Below are 19,306 nucleotides of genomic sequence, written 5' to 3'. Positions count from 1 at the left end.
CGTAGCAAGAACTGCTGATCAGAGGGTGAAGCCCATGCCAAAATTTTGGCTTTTATCAATAATTTCCGTGCTTTGCATGGTTTTTAAGGTTGCGCCCTTGGCCGCATCCGAGTCGGCCACCACCGTCTCAGCCACTTGCGAACGAGTCGCAGAAGAAGCCTCCCGCCGCACCGGCGTGCCGATTTCTGTGCTCAAAGCGATTTCGCTGACCGAAACCGGCAAGAAAATTGACGGCAAGCTGCGGCCCTGGCCCTGGACGGTGAACATGGAGGGTGCTGGCCATTGGTTCGACACGCTCGATGAAGCCCGCGCCTATGTGTTCAAGGAATTCAAGCGCGGCGCGCGCAGCTTCGATGTGGGCTGCTTCCAGATCAACTACAAATGGCACAACCAGCATTTCTCCTCGATTGACGAGATGTTCGACCCGCTGGCCAATGCGCTTTACGCCGCAAAGTTTCTGGCTGAGCTTTATGATGAAAAAGGCTCGTGGAACGGGGCGGCGGGCGCTTACCACTCGCGCACCAAAGAATATGCAGAGCGCTATTCGGCCCGCTTCGCCGAACTGCGTCAGCGCTTTTTGGCCTCTGATGGGGCCGAGGGCATGGTGGCAATGAATGATGCCGCTTGGACAGGCGCCCCGCAAACGGCCACGCAACCGATGCAAACCGATATTCCCGAGATCCCCGATATTGTTGCTGCAATGAACGCCCCCACCGCCCCGCGCCGCCCGCCTCGGGTGAATACCTATCCCCTTTTGCAACGTTCTGGCACCGCCGCGCCGCCGCTCGGCGCCGCCCCCGGAGCAAGCCTTTTTGCGCTGTCGCTGAACAAAGGTGAGGGCAACTGATGCCGAAACTAACGATGCAGGCGATCTTCCAGCCCACCATTTTGCTGGCGCTGGCGCTGATGGCGGTGATCGTCATGATGATCCTGCCGGTGCCCTCTTGGGTACTGGATGTGGGCTTGGCCGTGTCTTTTGCACTGGCCATCTTGATCTTTACCGTGACGCTGTTCATCGAGCGGCCGCTTGATTTTTCGTCGTTCCCGACCGTGCTTTTGGCCTCGCTGATGCTGCGCTTGTCGCTCAACGTCAGTTCCACGAAGCTGATCGTGGGCAACGGCCACACGGGCACCGGTGCAGCGGGTAAGGTCATTCAGGGCTTTGCCAATTTCGTCATGGGCGGCTCGGTGATGATCGGGCTCGTCGTCTTTGGCGTGATCTTGATCGTCAACTTCATCGTCATCACCAAAGGCGCAGGCCGGATGGCCGAAGTGAGCGCACGCTTTGCCTTGGATGCGATGCCGGGCAAACAGCTCGCCATTGATAGCGATATGAATGCGGGCGCGATCGACCATGCCGAAGCCCGCGCACGGCGCGAAAAAGAACAGGCGGAAACGACCTTCTTCGGCTCGCTCGACGGTGCGTCGAAATTCGTGAAAGGCGATGCCGTTGCGGGCCTGTTGATCACGCTTTTGAACCTGATTGTCGGTCTGATCATTGGTTCGGTGGTGCATGGGATGCCGCTTGACCGCGCTTTGGAAACCTATGCGATCTTGACCGTGGGCGATGGGCTTGTGGGCCAAATCCCGGCGGTGATCATTTCCATCGGTTCGGCGATCTTGCTGTCGCGCGGTGGGGCCAAAGGCTCGACCGATGCCGCGCTGTTTGAGCAACTTTCGCGCTACCCCTCGGCACTGATGACGGTTGGCGTGCTGATGGCGCTGTTCGCGCTGGTGCCGGGCCTGCCCTTTGCGCCCTTTATGCTGGGTGCGGCGGCGCTGATTACGGCTTCGATCATGGTGCAGCGCAACAATGCCAAGAAGGCCGCGCGCGAAGCGATGAAGATGCCGGCCCCCACCGAAGAGCGGAAAAAGAAATCCATCGGGGATGTGCTCGATATCGACGATATCCACGTTGAATTTTCGCCCGACCTTGTGGCGATGGCGCTTGATCCGGCAACCGGACTTGATGCCCGAATTTCCAATATGCGCAACCATGTGGCGGCAAGTTACGGGCTAATTTTGCCCGAAATTCGACTGACCGATGATGCCACTTTGGACCCGGGCTGTTATCGCATCCGTATTCAGGGCGTGGAACAAGCCAAAGATCGGCTGTTCCCGGAAAAGGTTCTGGCGTTGATTTCCGACAACCGCGATTTTCTGCCCAAAGGCGAAGATGTGCGCGAGCCGGTCTATGGTGCGCCTGCACGCTGGCTGCCCGCCTCGGAACAAGAAGATGCCGCGCTTGCCGGTTCGACCGTGGTATCGCCGACCGAAGTTCTGGCGACGCACCTTTTGGAGGTGATCAAACGCAACTTCGGCCGCTTGATGACCCTGCGCGCGCTGCGCCGCCTGCTGGAAGAGGTTTGCAACCTCTCTGATCCGGCGCGGGCTGATAGCAACCGTCGTCTGCTGGACGAATTGATCCCCGATAAAGTGCCGACGGACCTCCTTTTGGCGGTGCTGCGTCTGCTCTTGGAAGAACGTGTTTCGATCCGCAACCTGATGGTGATTGTTGAAGCCATTGCCGAAGTGCGCGGTATGAACTCGCCCGAAGCGATCTGCGAACATGTGCGCCAGCGCCTTGGCTTCCAGCTTGTGGCAGAGTTCCGCCGCGAAGATGGCACGCTGCCGCTCTTGCAGCTTGCGCCGGAATGGGAAGACACTTTCTCGGCCTATCAAATCTCGGGCGAGCGTGGGCAAACCGATGTGGCGCTGCCGCCCGACAAGTTCAACCGGCTCGCCAATAACGTGGCTGAACGGGTCGCGCGGGCTGGGGAATCGGGAATTTTCCCGGCGATTGTGACCTCAACCCGCCGTCGTCGGTTCCTTAAAACCGTGCTTGGCGCAAAGGGGATCGGCGCGCCGGTGCTCAGCTTTGAGGAAATCGGGCTTGATGCGAAACCCTCGATGGTGGGGGTGGTGCCCGCATGAACCCGCTTTATGCAGAGGCTTTGCAATCGGTTCAGGGGTTTCTCTGGGCCGGTTTCATCGTTTTCTTGCGCATTGGCGGGGCGATGCTGGTGCTGCCCGCCTTTGGCGAGATGCTGGTGCCCGCCCGCGTGAAGCTGGTTTTGGCCTTCGCTTTCACGCTGATCGTGCTGCCCGGCGCGATGCCCTATATCAGCCAGCCTGAGACCAACCTACCCGCGCCTGTCTGGCTGTTCGCGGAAAGCCTGATTGGCCTCGCCATCGGTATGACGATGCGGATGTTCGTTTTGTGTTTGCAGATTGCAGGCATGATGGCAGCGCAATCTGTGTCTCTTTCTCAGCTTTTTGGCGGCACCACGGGCGAACCGCAGCCAGCCGTTGGGCAACTACTGGTGCTCGCCGGGCTGGCGATCGCGGTGCATATGGGTCTGCATATCCGCGTGACGGAAGTTTTTATCGGCTCTTATCAAGCGCTGCCGCCCGGCACCTTCCCCGATGCCGATTTGATCCGGAGATGGGAGCTTTCGGGTGTTGCACGGGCTTTCACGCTTGGCTTTTCCATCGCGGCGCCTTTTGTGATTGCCGGTCTTGTCTACAACATCGCGCTTGGGGCGATTAACCGCGCAATGCCGCAGTTGATGGTGGCTTTTGTCGGCGCCCCCGCGCTGACGCTTGGCGGGCTTGCGCTTTTGATGGTCGCGCTCCCCAGCGGGCTTCTTGTGTGGCATGATGCCTTTGTCACGTTCTTGTCTAATCCGTTCGAGGTGCGCCCATGAGCGAAGACGACGACGACTCAAAGGAATTCGACCCAACACCACACAAGATCGAGGAAGCCCGACGAAAGGGTGACATCGTCAAATCCGCCGAGATTACGGTCGCGGCGGTTTACGCTGGTTTTGTGGTGACCGCGCTGGCCTTTGGGGTCTATTCGCTCACAAAATTTGGCACTTGGGCCAGCGTGCTGCTTGATCAGGCGGATACGCTCTCGGTGCAGATCCTTGGTGGCGGCCCCGCTGTGGCAGGCGGGATCTTCTTTCAACTGATCCTGACGCTTGGCCCGTGGATTTTGCTGCCGATGGCGGCGGTGATCTTGGCGCTCGTCGCGCAGCGTGCGCTCGTCGTTGCCCCCGACAAGCTTGAACCCAAGCTGAACCGGATCGACCCGATCCATAACGCCAAGCAAAAGTTTGGCCGCAGCGGGCTGTTTGAATTCCTCAAAAGCTTCGTAAAGCTCGTCGTGATCTCAATCATTCTGGGTTATTTTATCATGCGGGAATTGCCGCTGATCTTGATGACCCAGCAATATGAAGCCCCGCTGATTGCGGGTGAATTCCTCAAGCTGATCGTCGAATTTCTGCTGTTGATGCTGCTACTTGCGGGTGTGATCGGCGCGATAGACTACCTTTGGCAATATTCTGAGTTCATGCGCCGCAACCGGATGTCGCGCAAGGAACTAATGGATGAGATGAAGCAATCCGAAGGCGACCCCCACATCAAAGCGCAACGCCGGCAAAAAGCCATTGAGATCGCCACACAACAGATGATTGCCGATGTTGCCAAGGCCGATGTCGTGATCGTCAACCCGACCCACTATGCCGTGGCGCTGAAATGGGAGCGCGGGGCGAAACGCGCCCCGGTCTGTGTGGCGAAAGGCGTGGATGAAGTCGCCGCGCGTATTCGCGCCGTGGCCAATGAAAACGCGGTGCCGATCCATTCGGACCCGCCGACCGCACGCGCACTTCATGCAGCTATTGAAGTGGGCGATGAAATCCGGCCCGAACACTACCGTCCGGTCGCCGCCGCGATCCGCTTTGCCGAGAAAATGCGCCGTCGCGCGAAAGAACGGGGGATGCGCTAATGTCCAACAAACGGCTCGAAAAACTGCAAGAGCTTGCCGCGATGGTCCGCGAACGCGAAATGGCCGAATTGGCGCGGCTTACCCATGCCAAACAAAGGCTTCAGGCCGAACATGCCCGCGTGGGCGAAATGGCAAAAGCCGCACGGCTTGAAGGGCAAGAAAGCCTGATGCTCGCCCAATCAGCCGAGACCTTTGGCGCTTGGAGCCGGGGTCGGCAGGCACAGATCGACGGGCTGATCGCAGAAATGCAGGTGCCGATTGACGCGCAAAAGGCCCGCACCGCCAAAGCCGTGGGTCGGCATGAGAACCTTGGCAAGATTTCGCAAAAGCTAAAGGCGGAAGAAGAGAAAAAGGCCGCAAACAAAATCTAACTGTCTGCGGCCTTTCTCTAACAATATATGGTGTCTTTCAGCCCATTTGGCTCAGGGTTTGGCACAGCCGATCCAGCTCATCAAGCGAGCTATAGGAAATGCTGATCCGCCCCCCTTCAGCGCCATCATGGTCGATCGAGACCTTCATACCGATAGTTGCGGCCAAATCCGCCTCAAGCGCGCGGGTGTCGGCGTCTTTATCCGGCGCCCCTGCCCTGCGCTTGCCGCTACCAGCTTTCGGCGCTGCCGTTTCACCACCCTTCACAAGCCGTTCGACTTCGCGCACCGATAGGCCGCGATCAATCACTTCGCGTGCCATTTTCACCGGATCTTCGGCGGTGATCAGCGCGCGCGCATGGCCTGCCGTCAGCTTACCGTCGCGCAAATGGTGCTGAACCTCTTCGGGCAGGCTCAGCAACCGCAACAGGTTGGCAATATGGCTGCGGCTTTTGGAAAGCGCCTCAGCCACCTTTTCTTGGGTGTGGCCAAAACGGTCCATCAGTTGGCGATAGCCCATCGCCTCTTCCAGCGGATTTAGATCGGCGCGCTGGATGTTTTCGATGATCGCGACTTCCAGCACCTCGGTATCAGTGAAATCGCGGATGATCACGGGCAGTTCGTGCAATTTGGCAAGCTGCGCCGCCCGCCAACGCCGTTCGCCCGCGACAATCTCGTAATGATCGGCTTTTTCAGGATGCGCGCGCACGATCAGCGGCTGAATCACGCCCTTTTCAGCGATAGAGGCACGCAATTCCTCCAAAGATTGCTCTGAAAAGCTGCGCCGCGGCTGATCCGGGTTCGGCACGATATGCTCGATCGGCACCAACATATCGCGGCGCCGGGGCTCATCTTCCGCTACATCTACCGATGCTGACTGCACATCGGCCATCAGGGCTGAAAGGCCACGCCCCAGCCCGCGCCGTTCCGGCTTCTTGCTCATCCTGCCACCTTTGTTTTTGTTGGGACATGCCGCGCCAGCAGTTCGCGCGCCAAATGCCGGTACGCCACCGCCCCTTTGGACGATCCATCATAGGTCAAAACCGGCAACGCAAAACTCGGCGCTTCGGAAATCCGCACATTGCGCGGGATCATCGTGCGGAACACCAATTCCCCCAACGTCGCCCGCGCATCCGATTCCACCTGCTGGGAAAGGTTGTTGCGCACATCATACATGGTGAGCACGATCCCCTCGATCCGCAGGTCTTTATTCGCCGTTTGGCGCACTTCGCGGATCGTCAACATCAGTTGTGACAGGCCTTCCAGCGCGAAAAATTCGGCCTGAAGCGGCACCAGCACCGATTGCGCGGCGACCATCGCATTGATGGTGAGCAGGCTGAGCGACGGCGGGCAGTCGATCAGCACATAATCAAAGGCCCAAGCGTCGATATCGACCTGACGTAGCGCATCATAGAGCAAAAAGGTGCGCTTTTCGGCGGAAACCAATTCCATATCGGCCGAGGAAAGATCGGTCGTTGCAGGCGAGATCCAAAGCCCGTCAAAATCGGTTTTCTGAATCACATCCGACAGCGGCGCCTCACCCAAGATCAAATCATAGGTCGAATAGCGCCGCGCATTGGTTTCAATGCCCAAACCGGTCGAGGCATTGCCCTGCGGGTCCAGATCCACCAGCAAAATCCGCTTACCCTGCTCGGCCAAAGCCGAGGCAAGGTTGATCGTGGTCGTCGTTTTGCCGACCCCGCCTTTTTGGTTTGCCACTGCGATGATTCTTGGCCCTGGCGGCCGCGTCGGATCAGACACGTTTCAAACCCCTGATTTTCAAGACAACCGCCTGCGGGTCGGTCAAGCTTTCCCGCGGCTCGCTGGTAAAGGACCATGAAGCCTCGGCCAAAGCAACCTCCTCTTTCCAGCGCTCGCCTTTCGGGAAGATGGCTGTGCCATTCGCGCCCAGGTGGCGCTCGGCAAATTCCAAAAGTTTGGGCAAAGCGGCCAATGCACGGGCAGAAACAACATCCGCTTGAAGCGGCGCGGTTTTCTCAATCCGCTCAGGCTTGACCTTGAGCCCAAGGCCCAATTCGCGCGCCGCGTTGATGAGAAAGGCCGATTTGCGCTTGTCACTTTCCACCAAGGTCAATTGCATCTCGGGCCATTTTTCCTTGGCCAGAATGCCGATGATCAGGCCGGGAAAGCCGCCGCCGCTGCCCAGATCGGCCCAGCTTGCAGGCGTCTCCTCGATACAGTGGAACAGTTGCGCCGAATCGAGGAAATGCCGCCCCCAAATATCATCGAGCGTTTGCGCGGAAACGAGGTTGATCGCCGGGTTCCATTTGCGCAACAGCGCTTCGAGCGTGGTGAGCCGATCCAATGTTTCACGTGAAACATCGAAGTGGCGCTGGAAGAGCTCTGCCCCGCTCATTTCGCTGCGGCCCGCTTTTGCTGGCGCAAATGCGCCAAAATCAGCGCCAAAGCTGCGGGCGTGGCCCCATCCACCCGGCCCGCTTGCGCCAAGGTTTGCGGCTTTGCACGTGCAAACTTGCCACGCAGTTCTTTGGAAAGCCCCGGCAGCGCGTCGTAATCAAAGTCCGCTGGGATTTCCCAATGCTCGTCGCGGCGCATCGCCTCAACATCTTGCTGCTGGCGCGTGATGTAATTTGCGTAGAGCGCCTCGCGGGAAAGCTGCTCGGCCACCTCTGCTGACACCGCCTCCAGTTCCGGCAAAGCGGCGGTGATGGTGGCAAAGTCGATCTCGGGGAACGACAAGAGTTCAAAGGCAGAGCGCTTGGTGCCATCTTGGTTCACCCGCAACCCGCGCTCATTCGCTTGCTTCGGCGTGAGCACCAGCGAATCGAGCAAGGCGCGGCCAGCAGCCAAGGCTTCTATCTTTTCTTCAAAAGCCACGCGCCGCTCTTCGCCAACGCACCCGGCTGCCACGCCCATCGGCGTCAGCCGCTGGTCGGCGTTGTCAGCCCGCAAAGCCAAGCGGAACTCGGCGCGGGAGGTGAACATGCGATAGGGCTCTGATACGCCGCGCGTCACCAGATCATCGATCATAACGCCAATATAGCTGTTGGTGCGGCTGAAAGTGACCGTTTCCTGCCCCAAAACTTGGTGGGCGGCATTGAGGCCCGCCACCAAACCTTGAGCTGCGGCTTCTTCATAACCGGTGGTGCCATTGATCTGGCCCGCCAAGAACAACCCCGGTTGCGCTTGCAGTTCCAGCGTTTGCGTCAGCGCGCGCGGGTCGACGAAATCATATTCAATCGCATAGCCCGCTTGCAGAATTGTCACCGCTTCCAAACCGCGGATCGAGCGAACGTAAGCCTCCTGCACCTCAAGCGGCAAAGAGGTCGAGATCCCGTTGGGGTAAACGGTGTAATCGTCGAGCCCTTCCGGCTCCAAGAATACTTGGTGCGAGGATTTATCGGCAAAGCGCACGACCTTATCTTCGATCGAGGGACAATAGCGCGGGCCGACCCCTTCGATATGCCCGCCATACATCGCCGAACGCTGCAGGTTGGTGCGAATCACCTCATGCGTCGCTTCATTGGTATGGGTGATGCCGCAGGAAATTTGCCGGGCATAAGGCTTGCGGTTCAGGAAGCTGAACAACACCGGGTCTTCATCGCCCGGCTGGCTTTCCAAAATATCCCAATTGATCGTGCGGCCATCCAACCGTGGCGGCGTGCCGGTTTTCAACCGGGCAAGGCGGGGCTCCAAATCCTTCAATCGTTGCGCAAGCCGGATCGAGGGCGCATCGCCCACCCTGCCCCCGGCGGCGCGCTGGTCGCCAATATGCATGATCCCGTTGAGGAAGGTGCCCGTGGTCAAAATCACCGCGCCCGCGGTAATTTCAGACGAATCGGCCAAGGTTATGCCCGCCACGCGCCCATCGCACAGGATCAGGTCGGTCACCTCGCCTTCGATCACCTCAAGGTTCGGTTGCGCTTCGGTGAGTTCGCCCATCGCTTGGCGATAAAGCTTGCGGTCTGCCTGCGCGCGGGGGCCTTGCACGGCGGGGCCTTTGCGGCGGTTGAGTAAGCGGAATTGAATTCCGGCCCGGTCCGCCGCGCGGCCCATCACCCCATCCAGCGCATCAATCTCGCGCACAAGATGGCCTTTGCCCAAGCCCCCAATCGCCGGATTGCACGACATCACGCCAATATCGGCGCGGCGCATCGTGACAAGCGCAGTGCGCACGCCCACGCGGGCCGCCGCATGGGCAGCCTCGGTCCCGGCATGGCCGCCGCCGACCACGATGACGTCAAAATGTTTCACGTGAAACACTCCTCACTTGCCGATGCAAAAACTCGAGAAAATCTCATCCAGCAAGGCCTCGACATCAACCCGGCCCAGAAGCGATTCCAGCGCCCGCGCCGCATTGCGCAGATGGTCCGCTGCAAGCTCCAGCCGCTCTTGCCCAAGCGCCAGTTCAACCTGAGCCGCATCTAGCGCATTTTGCGCGCGCTGCAAACAGGCGCGATGGCGCTCGCGGGTCATGACCCCTGCCCCGGAGGCGCGATCCGACAAGCGCTTGGTCAGTTCCGCCACCAGCCGATCAAGCCCCGCCCCCGTTTTGCCCGAGACGGAAAGCCCCTGCCCTTCGGCCAGATCAGCTTTGCCCTGCACCACAAGGTCATCAGGCTGCGGTACCAAAAGCGGCAGATCATCGCCATCCAGCAAGAAAAGCCGCAAATCCGCAGCCCGTGCCCTTTGCAGCGCGCGTTCCACGCCGATGGCTTCGACCTTATCTTCGGTTTCGCGCAAGCCAGCGGTATCGAGCAGCGTCACCGCCAAACCGCCAAGATCCATCCGCACTTCGATCACATCACGCGTGGTACCTGCAACTTCGGAGGTAATCGCCGCTTCGCGGCCCGCCAATGCGTTCAGGAGCGTAGATTTACCCGCATTCGGGCGGCCAACAATAGCGACCTCAAAGCCTTCACGCACACGTTCTGACGCGGAAATCCGCCCCACTTCGCGCGCCAAATCGCCCTGAACAGCGGCCAAAAGGCTTGAGACCTCGGGCGAAACATCCTCTGGCACCTCTTCATCGGCGAAATCAATCACCGCTTCCAAAAGCGCCGCCGCACGGATCAATTGCGTGCGCCAACGCTCGACCAACTGCCCGACCCCGCCAGACAGAACCGCCAAAGCCTGTTTGCGCTGCGCCTCGGTCTCAGCTTCAATCAGATCAGCCAAACCCTCGACCTGAGACAGATCAAGCCGGCCATTTTCCATCGCACGGCGGGTAAATTCGCCAGGTTCCGCCAATCGCAAACCGGGTTGCGCGGCCAAAGCTTGCAACACAGCCTGCACCGTGGCGGTTGCCCCGTGCACCTGCAATTCGGCGCAATCTTCCCCGGTGAAACTTGCGCCCTTTTCAAAGCACAGCACCAAAGCTTCATCGAGATAATCGCCCGCGAAACTCAGCCGCCGCAGCCCCGCCTGACGCGGCGCGGGCAAACGCCCCGCCAAAGCGGAAACGGCCTCCCAGGCTTGGGGCCCGGAAAGCCGAATAACCGCCACGCCCGCTTTGCCGCGGCCGCTGGCCTGTGCGAAGATCGTCGCCATCGAAACCCCTTTTGGACGAACGGGCCTTTAGCCGTTCATCGAATCGAAGAATTCGCCATTGGTTTTGGTTTGCTTCAGCTTGGAGATCAGGAACTCGATCGCGTCCGTGGTGCCCATCGGGTTCAGGATGCGGCGCAGCAGATAGGTTTTCTGCAGATCTTTTTGATCGGTGAGCAGATCTTCTTTCCGGGTGCCGGATTTGAGAATGTCCATCGCGGGGAAGACGCGCTTGTCTGCCACCTTGCGGTCGAGCACGATCTCGCTGTTGCCGGTGCCTTTGAATTCCTCAAAGATCACCTCATCCATGCGCGAGCCGGTGTCGATCAACGCGGTGGCGATGATCGTGAGCGAGCCGCCTTCTTCAATGTTCCGCGCGGCGCCAAAGAACCGTTTCGGCCGTTGCAGCGCGTTCGCATCCACACCACCGGTCAAAACCTTGCCCGAGCTCGGCACAACGGTGTTGTAGGCGCGACCAAGTCTTGTGATCGAGTCGAGCAAAATCACAACATCTCGTTTATGTTCGACCAAGCGCTTGGCTTTTTCGATGACCATCTCGGCCACAGCCACGTGCCGCGTTGCCGGTTCGTCAAAGGTCGAGGAAATCACCTCCCCTTTGACCGAGCGCTGCATATCGGTCACCTCTTCCGGGCGTTCGTCGATCAAGAGCACGATCAAATAGCACTCCGGGTGGTTTACCTCGATGGAATGGGCGATGTTTTGCAGCAAAACGGTTTTACCCGTGCGCGGCGGCGCCACGATCAGCGAGCGCTGCCCCTTCCCGATCGGAGCAACAAGGTCGATGATCCGGGCGGACCGGTCTTTGATGGTGGGATCTTCGATCTCCATCTTCAGACGTTCATCGGGGTAAAGCGGGGTCAGGTTGTCGAAGCTGACCTTGTGGCGCGCTTTTTCCGGCGACTCGAAGTTGATTTTCTCAACCCCGGTCAGCGCGAAATACCGCTCATTCTCGCCCGGTGCACGAATGACGCCCGAGACCGTATCGCCGGTGCGCAGGCTGTATTGACGGATCATATCGGGCGAGACGTAGATGTCATCCGGGCCCGGCAGATAGTTCGCCTCGGGCGAGCGCAAGAAGCCAAACCCGTCTTGCAACACTTCCAACACGCCATCGCCGCCGATCACGATGTCTTCCTCGGCATGCTCTTTCAGGATCGAGAACATCATCTCGCCCTTGCGCATGGTGGAAGCGTTTTCGATCTCCCATTCCTCGGCCATCGCCAAAAGGTCTTTGGGGCTTTTCGCCTTAAGATCGGAAAGGTTCAAACGTTCGGTCATCTCGCATCCATCCGCGAAAGGCGCCACAGCCCGAGCGGGCGCGGCGCGATATAGGTCATATCTCGGCTAAACCGGTCGGCCGGACGGCCGGGGCTAAGGCGCGCATACGCGTAAACGCGCTGCGAGTCAATGAAACTGGGGTTTCCGCCCTGTTAGAACTTCAAGATCACGGCCAGAACGATCAACACCATCAGCAGCGTCGGAATTTCGTTCATCATCCGCCATTGGCGGCCTTTGAGGTTGTTCGTGCCATCAATGAAGGTGAAGCGCGCCTTGGCGAGATACAGATGGAAGATCGTCATCGCGATGATTCCAAAGCCTTTGGCATAGGGCCAGATCGAATCCCACCACACAACGCCCGGCGTGAACACAAGGCACAGGCCGAAGAACCAAGTCGAAATGGCGGCCGGATGCATGATTGCCTTCATCAGCAAACGTTCTTGATGCTGGAACAGAAGATCCATGTCGCTGCCACGGGTTACGCCCTGCTTCTTCAGCCCTTCCACGTGGTAGACGTAGAGACGCGGCAGGTAAAAAAGCCCGGCCATCCAAGCCAAGACAGACATCACATGCAGTGACTTGGTCCAGAGGTACATGTCCGAGAGAAAACTGCTCACCAGGTCAAGAATTTCGGTCACGTGCGCCTCCTGTCTTCTGGCTCTCTTCTTAAGAGAAAATATTAAGAAAAGAAAAGAAGATGATGATGTTTGCCCTGTGGATAGTGTGGATTAAACAGTTCTCCCCAAGCTTCAAGGCTAGCGGATGCATCCAGATGCTGAAATGGCCGATCCTGTTGAAAGACAAAATATTACCCACGTTTTCAGAGATTTGCTGAATTGAACCCTGTGGATGATTACGAGGGACGAATCTGTGCCAGCCTGTGGGCTGCGGCGCTTTCCCACACCCCGGCGGCCTGCGGTTCCACATGTTAAGAAAGTCTTTACTTTTCTTGACAAACCCCCGGACAAATGGGGAGGAAATGGTGCTCACAGGCTCGCCCACAGTTCTGCCCCCGTGCTTTTCCCAATGGTTGTCCACATGTCCCCTACCCTCATCCTTGCCTCCGCTTCTGAAATCCGCGCGCGCCTGTTGCGCGCCGCGGGTCTTTGCGTTGAGGTCGCGCCCGCACGGATTGATGAAGAGGCGATCAAACAGGGTCTTTTGCACGAAGGGGCGAAGCCGCGTGATGTGGCGGATGCTTTGGCCGAGGCGAAAGCGGCGCGGATCGGGCGCAAACAGCCCGAGAAATTGGTGATGGGCGCGGATCAGGTGCTGGAGTTGAGGGGCGAGATTTTTTCCAAGCCCGTAACCCCGGAAGACGCGATGGAGCAATTGCGTCGCCTCTCTGGTCAAACGCACAAACTTTTATCCGCTATGGTGGTAATGCGCGATGGCGCACCAATTTGGCGGCATGTGGCAGAGGTCCGGCTCACCATGCACCCGTTGAGTGAGCCGTTCATTGCAGACTATGTTGCGCGCAATTGGCACAGCATTCGCCACGCGGTGGGCTGCTACAAGCTCGAGGAAGAAGGCGTGCGGCTTTTCTCCTCGGTCGAAGGCGATTACTTTGCCGTTCTGGGCTTGCCCCTTCTTGAATTTCTAAACTGGCTGCGCGCCCGCGGAGAGCTGACAACATGACCGAGCACAAAAAAATTCCCCTCGCCGGGGTGATCGGCCACCCGATTGCACATACCCGCTCGCCTGCGCTGCATGGCCATTGGCTCAAAACCTATGGGATCAAGGGGCATTACGTGCCCATGGATATCGCGCCTGAGGATTTGGAAACCACCCTGCGCGTGTTGCCCAAGGCGGGGTTTGTGGGCTGCAATGTCACGATTCCGCATAAAGAAAAGGTGCTTGCGCTCGCTGATAGCGTGTCCGATCGCGCGGCGCTGATCGGCGCAGCGAATACGCTCGTTTTTCACCCCGATGGGCGTATTTTTGCTGATAATACAGATGGGTATGGCTTTATTGCCAATCTCAAAGATGGCGCGCCCAACTGGCGGGCCGATCTTGGTCCCGCCGCTGTTGTGGGCGCTGGTGGTGCTGCCCGGGCAATTGTGTCTGCGCTGATTGAGACCGGCTGCCCCGAAGTGCGCATTGCCAACCGCACCCGCTTGCGAGCCGAGAAACTGCGCACCGAATTTGGCGCCCGGATCGTTGTCTATGATTGGGCACAGGCGGCGAAAATGATGGAAGGCGTGGCCACGCTGGTGAACACCTCCTCGCTTGGGATGCCCGATACGCCCGAATTCCGCATTTCGCTTGAGGCTTTGCCGCAAAGCGCTGTGGTTACCGATCTGGTCTACACCCCGCTTGAAACCCGGCTTTTGAAAGAGGCGGCGAGCCGTGGCTGTGTCACGGTGGATGGGTTTGGGATGCTGCTTCATCAAGCCGTGCCGGGGTTTGAGCGTTGGTTTGGCCACCGCCCCGAGGTCACCGCCGAACTGCGCGAACGGGTACTTTCGGCATGACCCACCCCTTCCGTCTCGGGCTCACAGGGTCGATCGGGATGGGCAAATCCACCACCGCGCGGTTGTTTGCCGAAGAGGGCATTCCGGTGTGGGATGCCGATGCCACGGTGCATGGGCTGTATCAAAAAGACGGTGCGGCGGTGCAGGCGATCGCACAGGCTTTTCCTCAAGCGGTGCAAGATGGCGCAGTGCAGCGCGCCCTGCTGAAAAAGGCCCTAGTGGAAGACAAACAGGCTTTCTCGCGGCTAGAGACCATCGTGCATCCTTTGGTGCGCGCGGCGCGGGCGGCGTTTTTGCAAGCGCATGCGGGTGCAGAAATCGTGCTTCTCGATGTGCCGCTTTTGTATGAAACGGGCGGCGAAAAAGACTGCGATGCGGTTTTGGTGGTTACCGCAGACCCACAGGTACAGCGTGAACGGGTCTTGGCGCGCGGGCAAATGACCGAAGCACAGCTTGATCTGATCTTGGCGCGCCAAATGCCCGATGCGGAAAAACGTGCCCGCGCGGATTACATCATCGAGACGCGCAGCCTTGATCAGGTGCGGGTGGCTGTGCGAGACCTGATCAAAACCATCAAGGCTGCCCATGCGTGAGATCGTTCTAGATACCGAAACCACAGGCTTTGAGCCCGGCGAGGGGGATCGCATCGTCGAAATTGGCGCGGTGGAGCTTTACAACCATGTGCCGACGGGCCGCACCTATCACCAATACATCAACCCCGAACGCGCAATGCCGCAAGAAGCCTTTGCCGTGCACGGTTTGGGGGATGATTTCCTGCGCGACAAGCCCCGGTTCATCGAGGTCGGCCAAGCATTTTTGGATTTCATCGGCACTGATTCGATCCTTGTGATCCACAATGCCGCCTTCGATATGAAATTCCTCAATGCGGAGCTGGGCTGGGCGAAAATGCCGCTCATTCCGATGGAGCGCTCGCTCGATACCGTGGCGATGGCGCGGCGCAAATTTCCGGGCTCGCCTGCCTCGCTTGATGCGCTTTGCCGCCGCTTCAACATTGATAACTCTGCCCGGACCCTGCACGGCGCGCTTCTTGATGCCGAAATTCTGGCCGAGGTCTATCTGGAGCTGATCGGTGGGCGTCAGCCGGGTTTTGGGCTCAATATCGCCGAAGCAGGCACGAAAAACGGCGAAGATGGCAGCGATTGGCGGCCTCGTCCGCGCCCGGTGCCGTTGCCCTCGCGCATCACCGAGGAAGAAACCGCCGCGCATGAGGCTTTTGTGGCGAAGCTTGGTGACGCCGCGATCTGGAACCGCGTCAGCTAGGCACGGCCAGACACAAAAGTTTCATATTTCTCGGCCTTGCGGCAATTTTGTCATTCCATACCGGGCGCGCAGACCTTACATGCATTTGCGTTCTCGGTTTTGGGGGAGGGGCCCATGCTGGACTTCACGGTGATCCGCGCGACCTTGGCCGAGGCTTACGACCTTGCGCCGTCGCTTACGCTGGCTCAGGAAATGGCCGATATCCATGCGCGCATGGATCGGGTCGTGCCTTTGCCCGACTTCGCGCGTTACGCGCCCTATATCCGTGCGATCAATCGCCTAAAGGCCGAGAAGAACGCGGTGATCTTGGCGCATAACTATATGACGCCGGAAATCTATCATGGCGTGGCCGATGTGGTGGGCGATAGCCTGCAATTGGCGATTGAGGCGACGAAGGTCGAGGCCGAAACCATCGTGCAATGCGGCGTGCATTTCATGGCGGAAACCTCCAAAATTCTGAACCCGGCCAAACGGGTGCTGATCCCTGATGTCACGGCGGGCTGTTCTTTGGCTGAAAGCATCACCGCCGAAGGCATTGCAGAGATGCGGGCCAAATACCCCGGCGCGCCAGTGGTGAGCTACGTCAACACGACCGCCGAGGTGAAAGCGGCCTCTGACATCTGCTGCACCTCGTCCAATGCGGCGCAGATCGTCGCGGCTTTGCCCGAAGACACGATCATCATGACGCCCGACCAGTATTTGGCGCAAAACGTGGCGCGCGATGTGCCGCAAAAGAACGTGGTTTGGTGGGCGGGCTCGTGCATCGTGCATGAACAATATACCGCCGAAGATCTGCGCGGTTTCCGCGCGGGCCACCCGGAAACGCGGATCATCGCGCATCCCGAATGCCCGCCGTCGGTTGTGGCAGAGGCAGATTATTCCGGCTCTACCTCGGGGATTATCGACTATGTGGCGCGCGAAAAGCCCGCCCAGGCGATGCTGGTGACCGAATGTTCGATGGCCTCCAACATCGCAGATGCCTATCCCGAGGTTGAGTTCATGGGGCCGTGCAACATGTGCCCCTATATGAAGAAAATCACGCTCGAAAAGATCTTGTGGGCGCTGCATGCGGGCGCGGAAGAGGTGGTGGTGGACCCCGCCATTGCCGCCAAAGCGCGCGTGGCCGTGGAACGGATGATCGAGCTTTCGCGGACGATTGCGAAGTGAGCACCCCCATTTTGGACACCCGGCGCGTTATCATTGTGGGCGCGGGGCTGGGCGCGCTTTATGCGGCGCTGAAACTGGCGCCGCATCCGGTTTTGGTGATTTCACCGGAAACCTTGGGGGAGGGCGCTTCTTCCGCTTGGGCGCAAGGCGGTGTGGCGGCTGCCATGGCCGCGACGGACAGCCCGCAATCGCACGCAAGTGACACAGAAATTGCCGGCGCTGGCACGGTCGATGCCGCGATTGCGCGGCTGGTGACGGAAGATGCCAAAAGCCGAATCCATGATCTGACCACGCTCGGCACGCCGTTTGATCGCGACGGGCAGGGCGGTTACGTCATGTCGCGCGAGGCGGCGCATTCGGTCGCCCGCGTTGTGCGCGTGAAGGGCGACCAAGCCGGGCGCGAAATCATGGAAACCCTAATTGCCGAGGCGCGGCGCTGCCCCTCGGTTCAAGTCGCCGAAGGGGTTTTGGCCTCTGGGCTCGCGGTTGAAGCGGGGGCCGTGACGGGTGTTTGGGTGGAGCGCGCGGGCGCACCTTCGGGGCGGATTTTGCTCAAAACCCCGGCTGTTTTGTTGGCGGGCGGCGGCTCGGGCGGGCTCTTTGCCGTGACCACGAACCCGCCGCGCATTCGGGGGCAGGTCATTGGCATGGCGGCGCGGGCAGGGGCCCGAATTGCGGATGCGGAATTCGTGCAATTCCACCCCACGGCCATCGCCACGGGTGAAGACCCGGCCCCCTTGGCAACCGAGGCTTTGCGCGGTGAAGGCGCGGTGCTTTTGAACAACCGGGGCGAGCGGTTCATGCTGCCCATCCACCCCGATGCCGAACTTGCGCCGCGCGATATTGTGGCCCGCGCCGTTTATACCGAACGCCAAGCAGGTCGGGAGCCGGTTTTGGACACGCGCGACGTGCTGGGGGCAGAGCTACCCGCACGCTTTCCGGCGGTGGCCGAAGCCTGCCTTCAGGCTGGAATAGACCCTGTTTTGCAGCCGATCCCGGTTGCCGCTGCGGCGCATTACCATATGGGCGGTGTTGCGGTGGATGAAACAGGCTGCGCCTCGCTGGATCGCCTTTGGGTCTGTGGGGAGGCCTCTTCTACCGGGCTGCATGGGGCGAACCGCCTCGCCTCGAACGGGCTTTTGGAGGCGTTGGTTTTTGCGCGTATCTGCGCAGAAGGTATTGCCGATTTGGTCGACGAAACACCCGCCCCCGAAGTGGTGCTGGATTTCCCCGACGGCGGCCAAGAGGTCGATGAAGATGCCGTGCAGCGCTTGCGCCAAGCCATGACCAATGGCTGTGGCGTGGTGCGCAGCGCAGAAGGCCTGACCGAAACGCTGGCCACCATTGCTGACATCGAAGCTCAAGCCACTTGCGAAACCCTGCGCAACATGACCGCCACTGCGACGCTTATCGCCACCGCCGCGCTGGAACGGACCGAAAGTCGCGGCGGCCATTTCCGATCAGATTACCCAAAAATAGACCCTATTCAGGCCAAAAGGCGGTTTTTGACCCTGCCTGAGGCGCTCATCCTTCGTACCCGAGCATTGGAGACAAAATGACCCCGTTGCCCGATTTTCTGCTCGAACCCGTGGTTCAAGCCTCGCTGATGGAAGACCTGTCGCCGATGGGCGATGTGACCACCCGTGCCGTGGTGCCCTTTGGTAAAACCTGCCAAGCGCGGCTCAATGCGCGCGAAGATGGCGTTGTCTCCGGCATGCAGGTGGCGACCATCGCCTTTCGGCTGGTGGATGCGGGGCTGAAAGTGGAAACGCTTGTGCCCGACAGCCACCCCTGCGGTAAAGGGCAGTGCTTGATGACCATCACCGGCTCTGCCGCGTCCATTTTGATGGGCGAGCGGGTGGCGCTCAATTTTGCGGGTCGGATGACCGGGATCGCCTCCCTCACCGCCGCCTTTGTGGCGCAAACGCATGGCACCAAGACCCGCATCACCTGCACCCGCAAAACCACGCCGGGGCTGCGCGTGGTCGAAAAGCTGGCCGTGACCCATGGCGGCGGCCACAACCACCGCTTTGGGCTGTCTGATGCGATCTTGATCAAAGACAACCACATTGCCGCCGCCGGGGGCATTCAGGCGGTGCTAGAGGCCGCCAAAGCCGCGCGCAGCCATATGATGCGGGTGGAGCTAGAGGTCGATACGCTGGATCAGTTGGAAGAGGCGCTGGGCGTCGGCGGGGCCGATGTGATCTTGCTCGATAACATGGACAGCCCGACGTTACGCCAAGCGGTGGCCTTGGCCGAAGGGCGCGTGGTGCTCGAAGCCTCGGGCAATATGCGGCTCGAGCGCATTGCCGAAGTGGCCGCGACCGGGGTGGATTACATTTCCTCTGGTGCGCTCACGCATTCGGCGCGCACCTTTGATTTGGGGCTCGATTTCTAAG

At 59.6% G+C, this 19,306-nt stretch carries 20 protein-coding genes; 12 read left to right on the top strand and 8 right to left on the bottom strand.

Annotated features, from left to right (window positions below; all coding sequences use genetic code 11):
• Nucleotides 1-18: 18 nt before the first annotated feature.
• On the bottom strand, nt 19-267 hold the full coding sequence (locus tag BW967_RS18915; RefSeq protein ID WP_245826472.1) for a hypothetical protein: 249 nt from the start codon (nt 265-267) through the stop codon (nt 19-21).
• Between BW967_RS18915 and BW967_RS06875 the strand changes: the two genes are divergently transcribed.
• The 5 genes from BW967_RS06875 to BW967_RS06855 are packed head-to-tail and all read left to right on the top strand — an operon-like array spanning nt 266 to nt 5,160.
• Complete coding sequence (locus BW967_RS06875) at nt 266-847, top strand: transglycosylase SLT domain-containing protein (RefSeq protein ID WP_245826471.1); 582 nt, start codon at nt 266-268, stop codon at nt 845-847. The two genes, BW967_RS18915 and BW967_RS06875, sit on opposite strands and share 2 nt — an antisense overlap.
• On the top strand, nt 847-2,934 hold the full coding sequence (flhA, locus tag BW967_RS06870) for a flagellar biosynthesis protein FlhA (RefSeq protein WP_076484327.1): 2,088 nt from the start codon (nt 847-849) through the stop codon (nt 2,932-2,934). The genes BW967_RS06875 and flhA overlap by 1 nt, the downstream gene beginning before the upstream one ends.
• Nucleotides 2,931-3,707 carry a flagellar biosynthetic protein FliR gene (locus BW967_RS06865; RefSeq protein ID WP_076484326.1) on the top strand — a complete coding sequence of 259 codons (777 nt, stop codon included), beginning with the start codon at nt 2,931-2,933 and terminating at the stop codon, nt 3,705-3,707. The genes flhA and BW967_RS06865 overlap by 4 nt, the downstream gene beginning before the upstream one ends.
• Nucleotides 3,704-4,789 carry a flagellar type III secretion system protein FlhB gene (gene flhB, locus BW967_RS06860; RefSeq protein WP_076484325.1) on the top strand — a complete coding sequence of 362 codons (1,086 nt, stop codon included), beginning with the start codon at nt 3,704-3,706 and terminating at the stop codon, nt 4,787-4,789. The genes BW967_RS06865 and flhB overlap by 4 nt, the downstream gene beginning before the upstream one ends.
• Nucleotides 4,789-5,160 carry a hypothetical protein gene (locus BW967_RS06855; protein WP_076484324.1) on the top strand — a complete coding sequence of 124 codons (372 nt, stop codon included), beginning with the start codon at nt 4,789-4,791 and terminating at the stop codon, nt 5,158-5,160. The genes flhB and BW967_RS06855 overlap by 1 nt, the downstream gene beginning before the upstream one ends.
• 37 nt (nt 5,161-5,197) lie before the next feature.
• On the opposite strand, the gene BW967_RS06850 is transcribed toward BW967_RS06855, so the two are convergent.
• From BW967_RS06850 to BW967_RS06820, 7 genes are all read right to left on the bottom strand, one after another.
• A complete protein-coding gene (locus BW967_RS06850) occupies nt 5,198-6,100 on the bottom strand; it encodes a ParB/RepB/Spo0J family partition protein (RefSeq protein ID WP_076484323.1) in 903 nt (300 codons plus the stop codon).
• Nucleotides 6,097-6,918: a ParA family protein gene (locus tag BW967_RS06845; protein ID WP_076484322.1), complete on the bottom strand. Its 822-nt coding sequence runs from the start codon at nt 6,916-6,918 to the stop codon at nt 6,097-6,099. Before BW967_RS06845 ends, BW967_RS06850 begins: the two co-directional genes overlap by 4 nt.
• Nucleotides 6,911-7,534, bottom strand: coding sequence for a 16S rRNA (guanine(527)-N(7))-methyltransferase RsmG (gene rsmG, locus BW967_RS06840; protein WP_076484321.1), 624 nt, complete (start codon nt 7,532-7,534; stop codon nt 6,911-6,913). Before rsmG ends, BW967_RS06845 begins: the two co-directional genes overlap by 8 nt.
• Nucleotides 7,531-9,393, bottom strand: coding sequence for a tRNA uridine-5-carboxymethylaminomethyl(34) synthesis enzyme MnmG (gene mnmG / locus BW967_RS06835; RefSeq protein WP_076484320.1), 1,863 nt, complete (start codon nt 9,391-9,393; stop codon nt 7,531-7,533). Before mnmG ends, rsmG begins: the two co-directional genes overlap by 4 nt.
• A 12-nt stretch (nt 9,394-9,405) precedes the next feature.
• The gene (gene mnmE / locus BW967_RS06830; RefSeq protein WP_076484319.1) at nt 9,406-10,689 is read right to left on the bottom strand and encodes a tRNA uridine-5-carboxymethylaminomethyl(34) synthesis GTPase MnmE; all 1,284 of its coding nucleotides are present in this window, start codon (nt 10,687-10,689) and stop codon (nt 9,406-9,408) included.
• A 27-nt stretch (nt 10,690-10,716) separates the two neighbouring features.
• Nucleotides 10,717-11,985, bottom strand: coding sequence for a transcription termination factor Rho (rho, locus tag BW967_RS06825; protein ID WP_076484318.1), 1,269 nt, complete (start codon nt 11,983-11,985; stop codon nt 10,717-10,719).
• 152 nt (nt 11,986-12,137) lie between these two features.
• Complete coding sequence (locus BW967_RS06820) at nt 12,138-12,581, bottom strand: CopD family protein (protein ID WP_076484526.1); 444 nt, start codon at nt 12,579-12,581, stop codon at nt 12,138-12,140.
• A gap of 442 nt (nt 12,582-13,023) precedes the next feature.
• Between BW967_RS06820 and BW967_RS06815 the strand changes: the two genes are divergently transcribed.
• The 7 genes from BW967_RS06815 (at nt 13,024) to nadC (ending at nt 19,305) form a co-directional block, all read left to right on the top strand.
• On the top strand, nt 13,024-13,623 hold the full coding sequence (locus BW967_RS06815) for a Maf family protein (RefSeq protein WP_076484317.1): 600 nt from the start codon (nt 13,024-13,026) through the stop codon (nt 13,621-13,623).
• A complete protein-coding gene (locus BW967_RS06810; RefSeq protein ID WP_076484316.1) occupies nt 13,620-14,459 on the top strand; it encodes a shikimate dehydrogenase in 840 nt (279 codons plus the stop codon). Before BW967_RS06815 ends, BW967_RS06810 begins: the two co-directional genes overlap by 4 nt.
• Nucleotides 14,456-15,052, top strand: coding sequence for a dephospho-CoA kinase (gene coaE, locus BW967_RS06805; protein WP_076484315.1), 597 nt, complete (start codon nt 14,456-14,458; stop codon nt 15,050-15,052). The genes BW967_RS06810 and coaE overlap by 4 nt, the downstream gene beginning before the upstream one ends.
• On the top strand, nt 15,045-15,740 hold the full coding sequence (gene dnaQ / locus BW967_RS06800; RefSeq protein ID WP_076484314.1) for a DNA polymerase III subunit epsilon: 696 nt from the start codon (nt 15,045-15,047) through the stop codon (nt 15,738-15,740). The genes coaE and dnaQ overlap by 8 nt, the downstream gene beginning before the upstream one ends.
• 114 nt (nt 15,741-15,854) lie before the next feature.
• Nucleotides 15,855-16,907 (top strand): quinolinate synthase NadA, encoded by a 1,053-nt coding sequence (nadA, locus tag BW967_RS06795; protein WP_076484313.1) that lies wholly within the window; start codon nt 15,855-15,857, stop codon nt 16,905-16,907.
• Entirely contained in the window at nt 16,904-18,466 is a 1,563-nt protein-coding gene (locus tag BW967_RS06790) for an L-aspartate oxidase (protein WP_245826470.1), read from the top strand. The genes nadA and BW967_RS06790 overlap by 4 nt, the downstream gene beginning before the upstream one ends.
• On the top strand, nt 18,463-19,305 hold the full coding sequence (gene nadC / locus BW967_RS06785; RefSeq protein WP_076484312.1) for a carboxylating nicotinate-nucleotide diphosphorylase: 843 nt from the start codon (nt 18,463-18,465) through the stop codon (nt 19,303-19,305). The genes BW967_RS06790 and nadC overlap by 4 nt, the downstream gene beginning before the upstream one ends.
• Nucleotide 19,306: the final 1 nt, after the last annotated feature.

It is taken from the genome of Rhodobacter aestuarii, assembly GCF_900156655.1.
GTDB classification, from domain to species: Bacteria; Pseudomonadota; Alphaproteobacteria; order Rhodobacterales; family Rhodobacteraceae; genus Rhodobacter; species Rhodobacter aestuarii.
The sequence above is the reverse complement of the archived record's forward strand: the minus strand, read 5'-3'. Positions and strand labels throughout refer to the sequence as shown.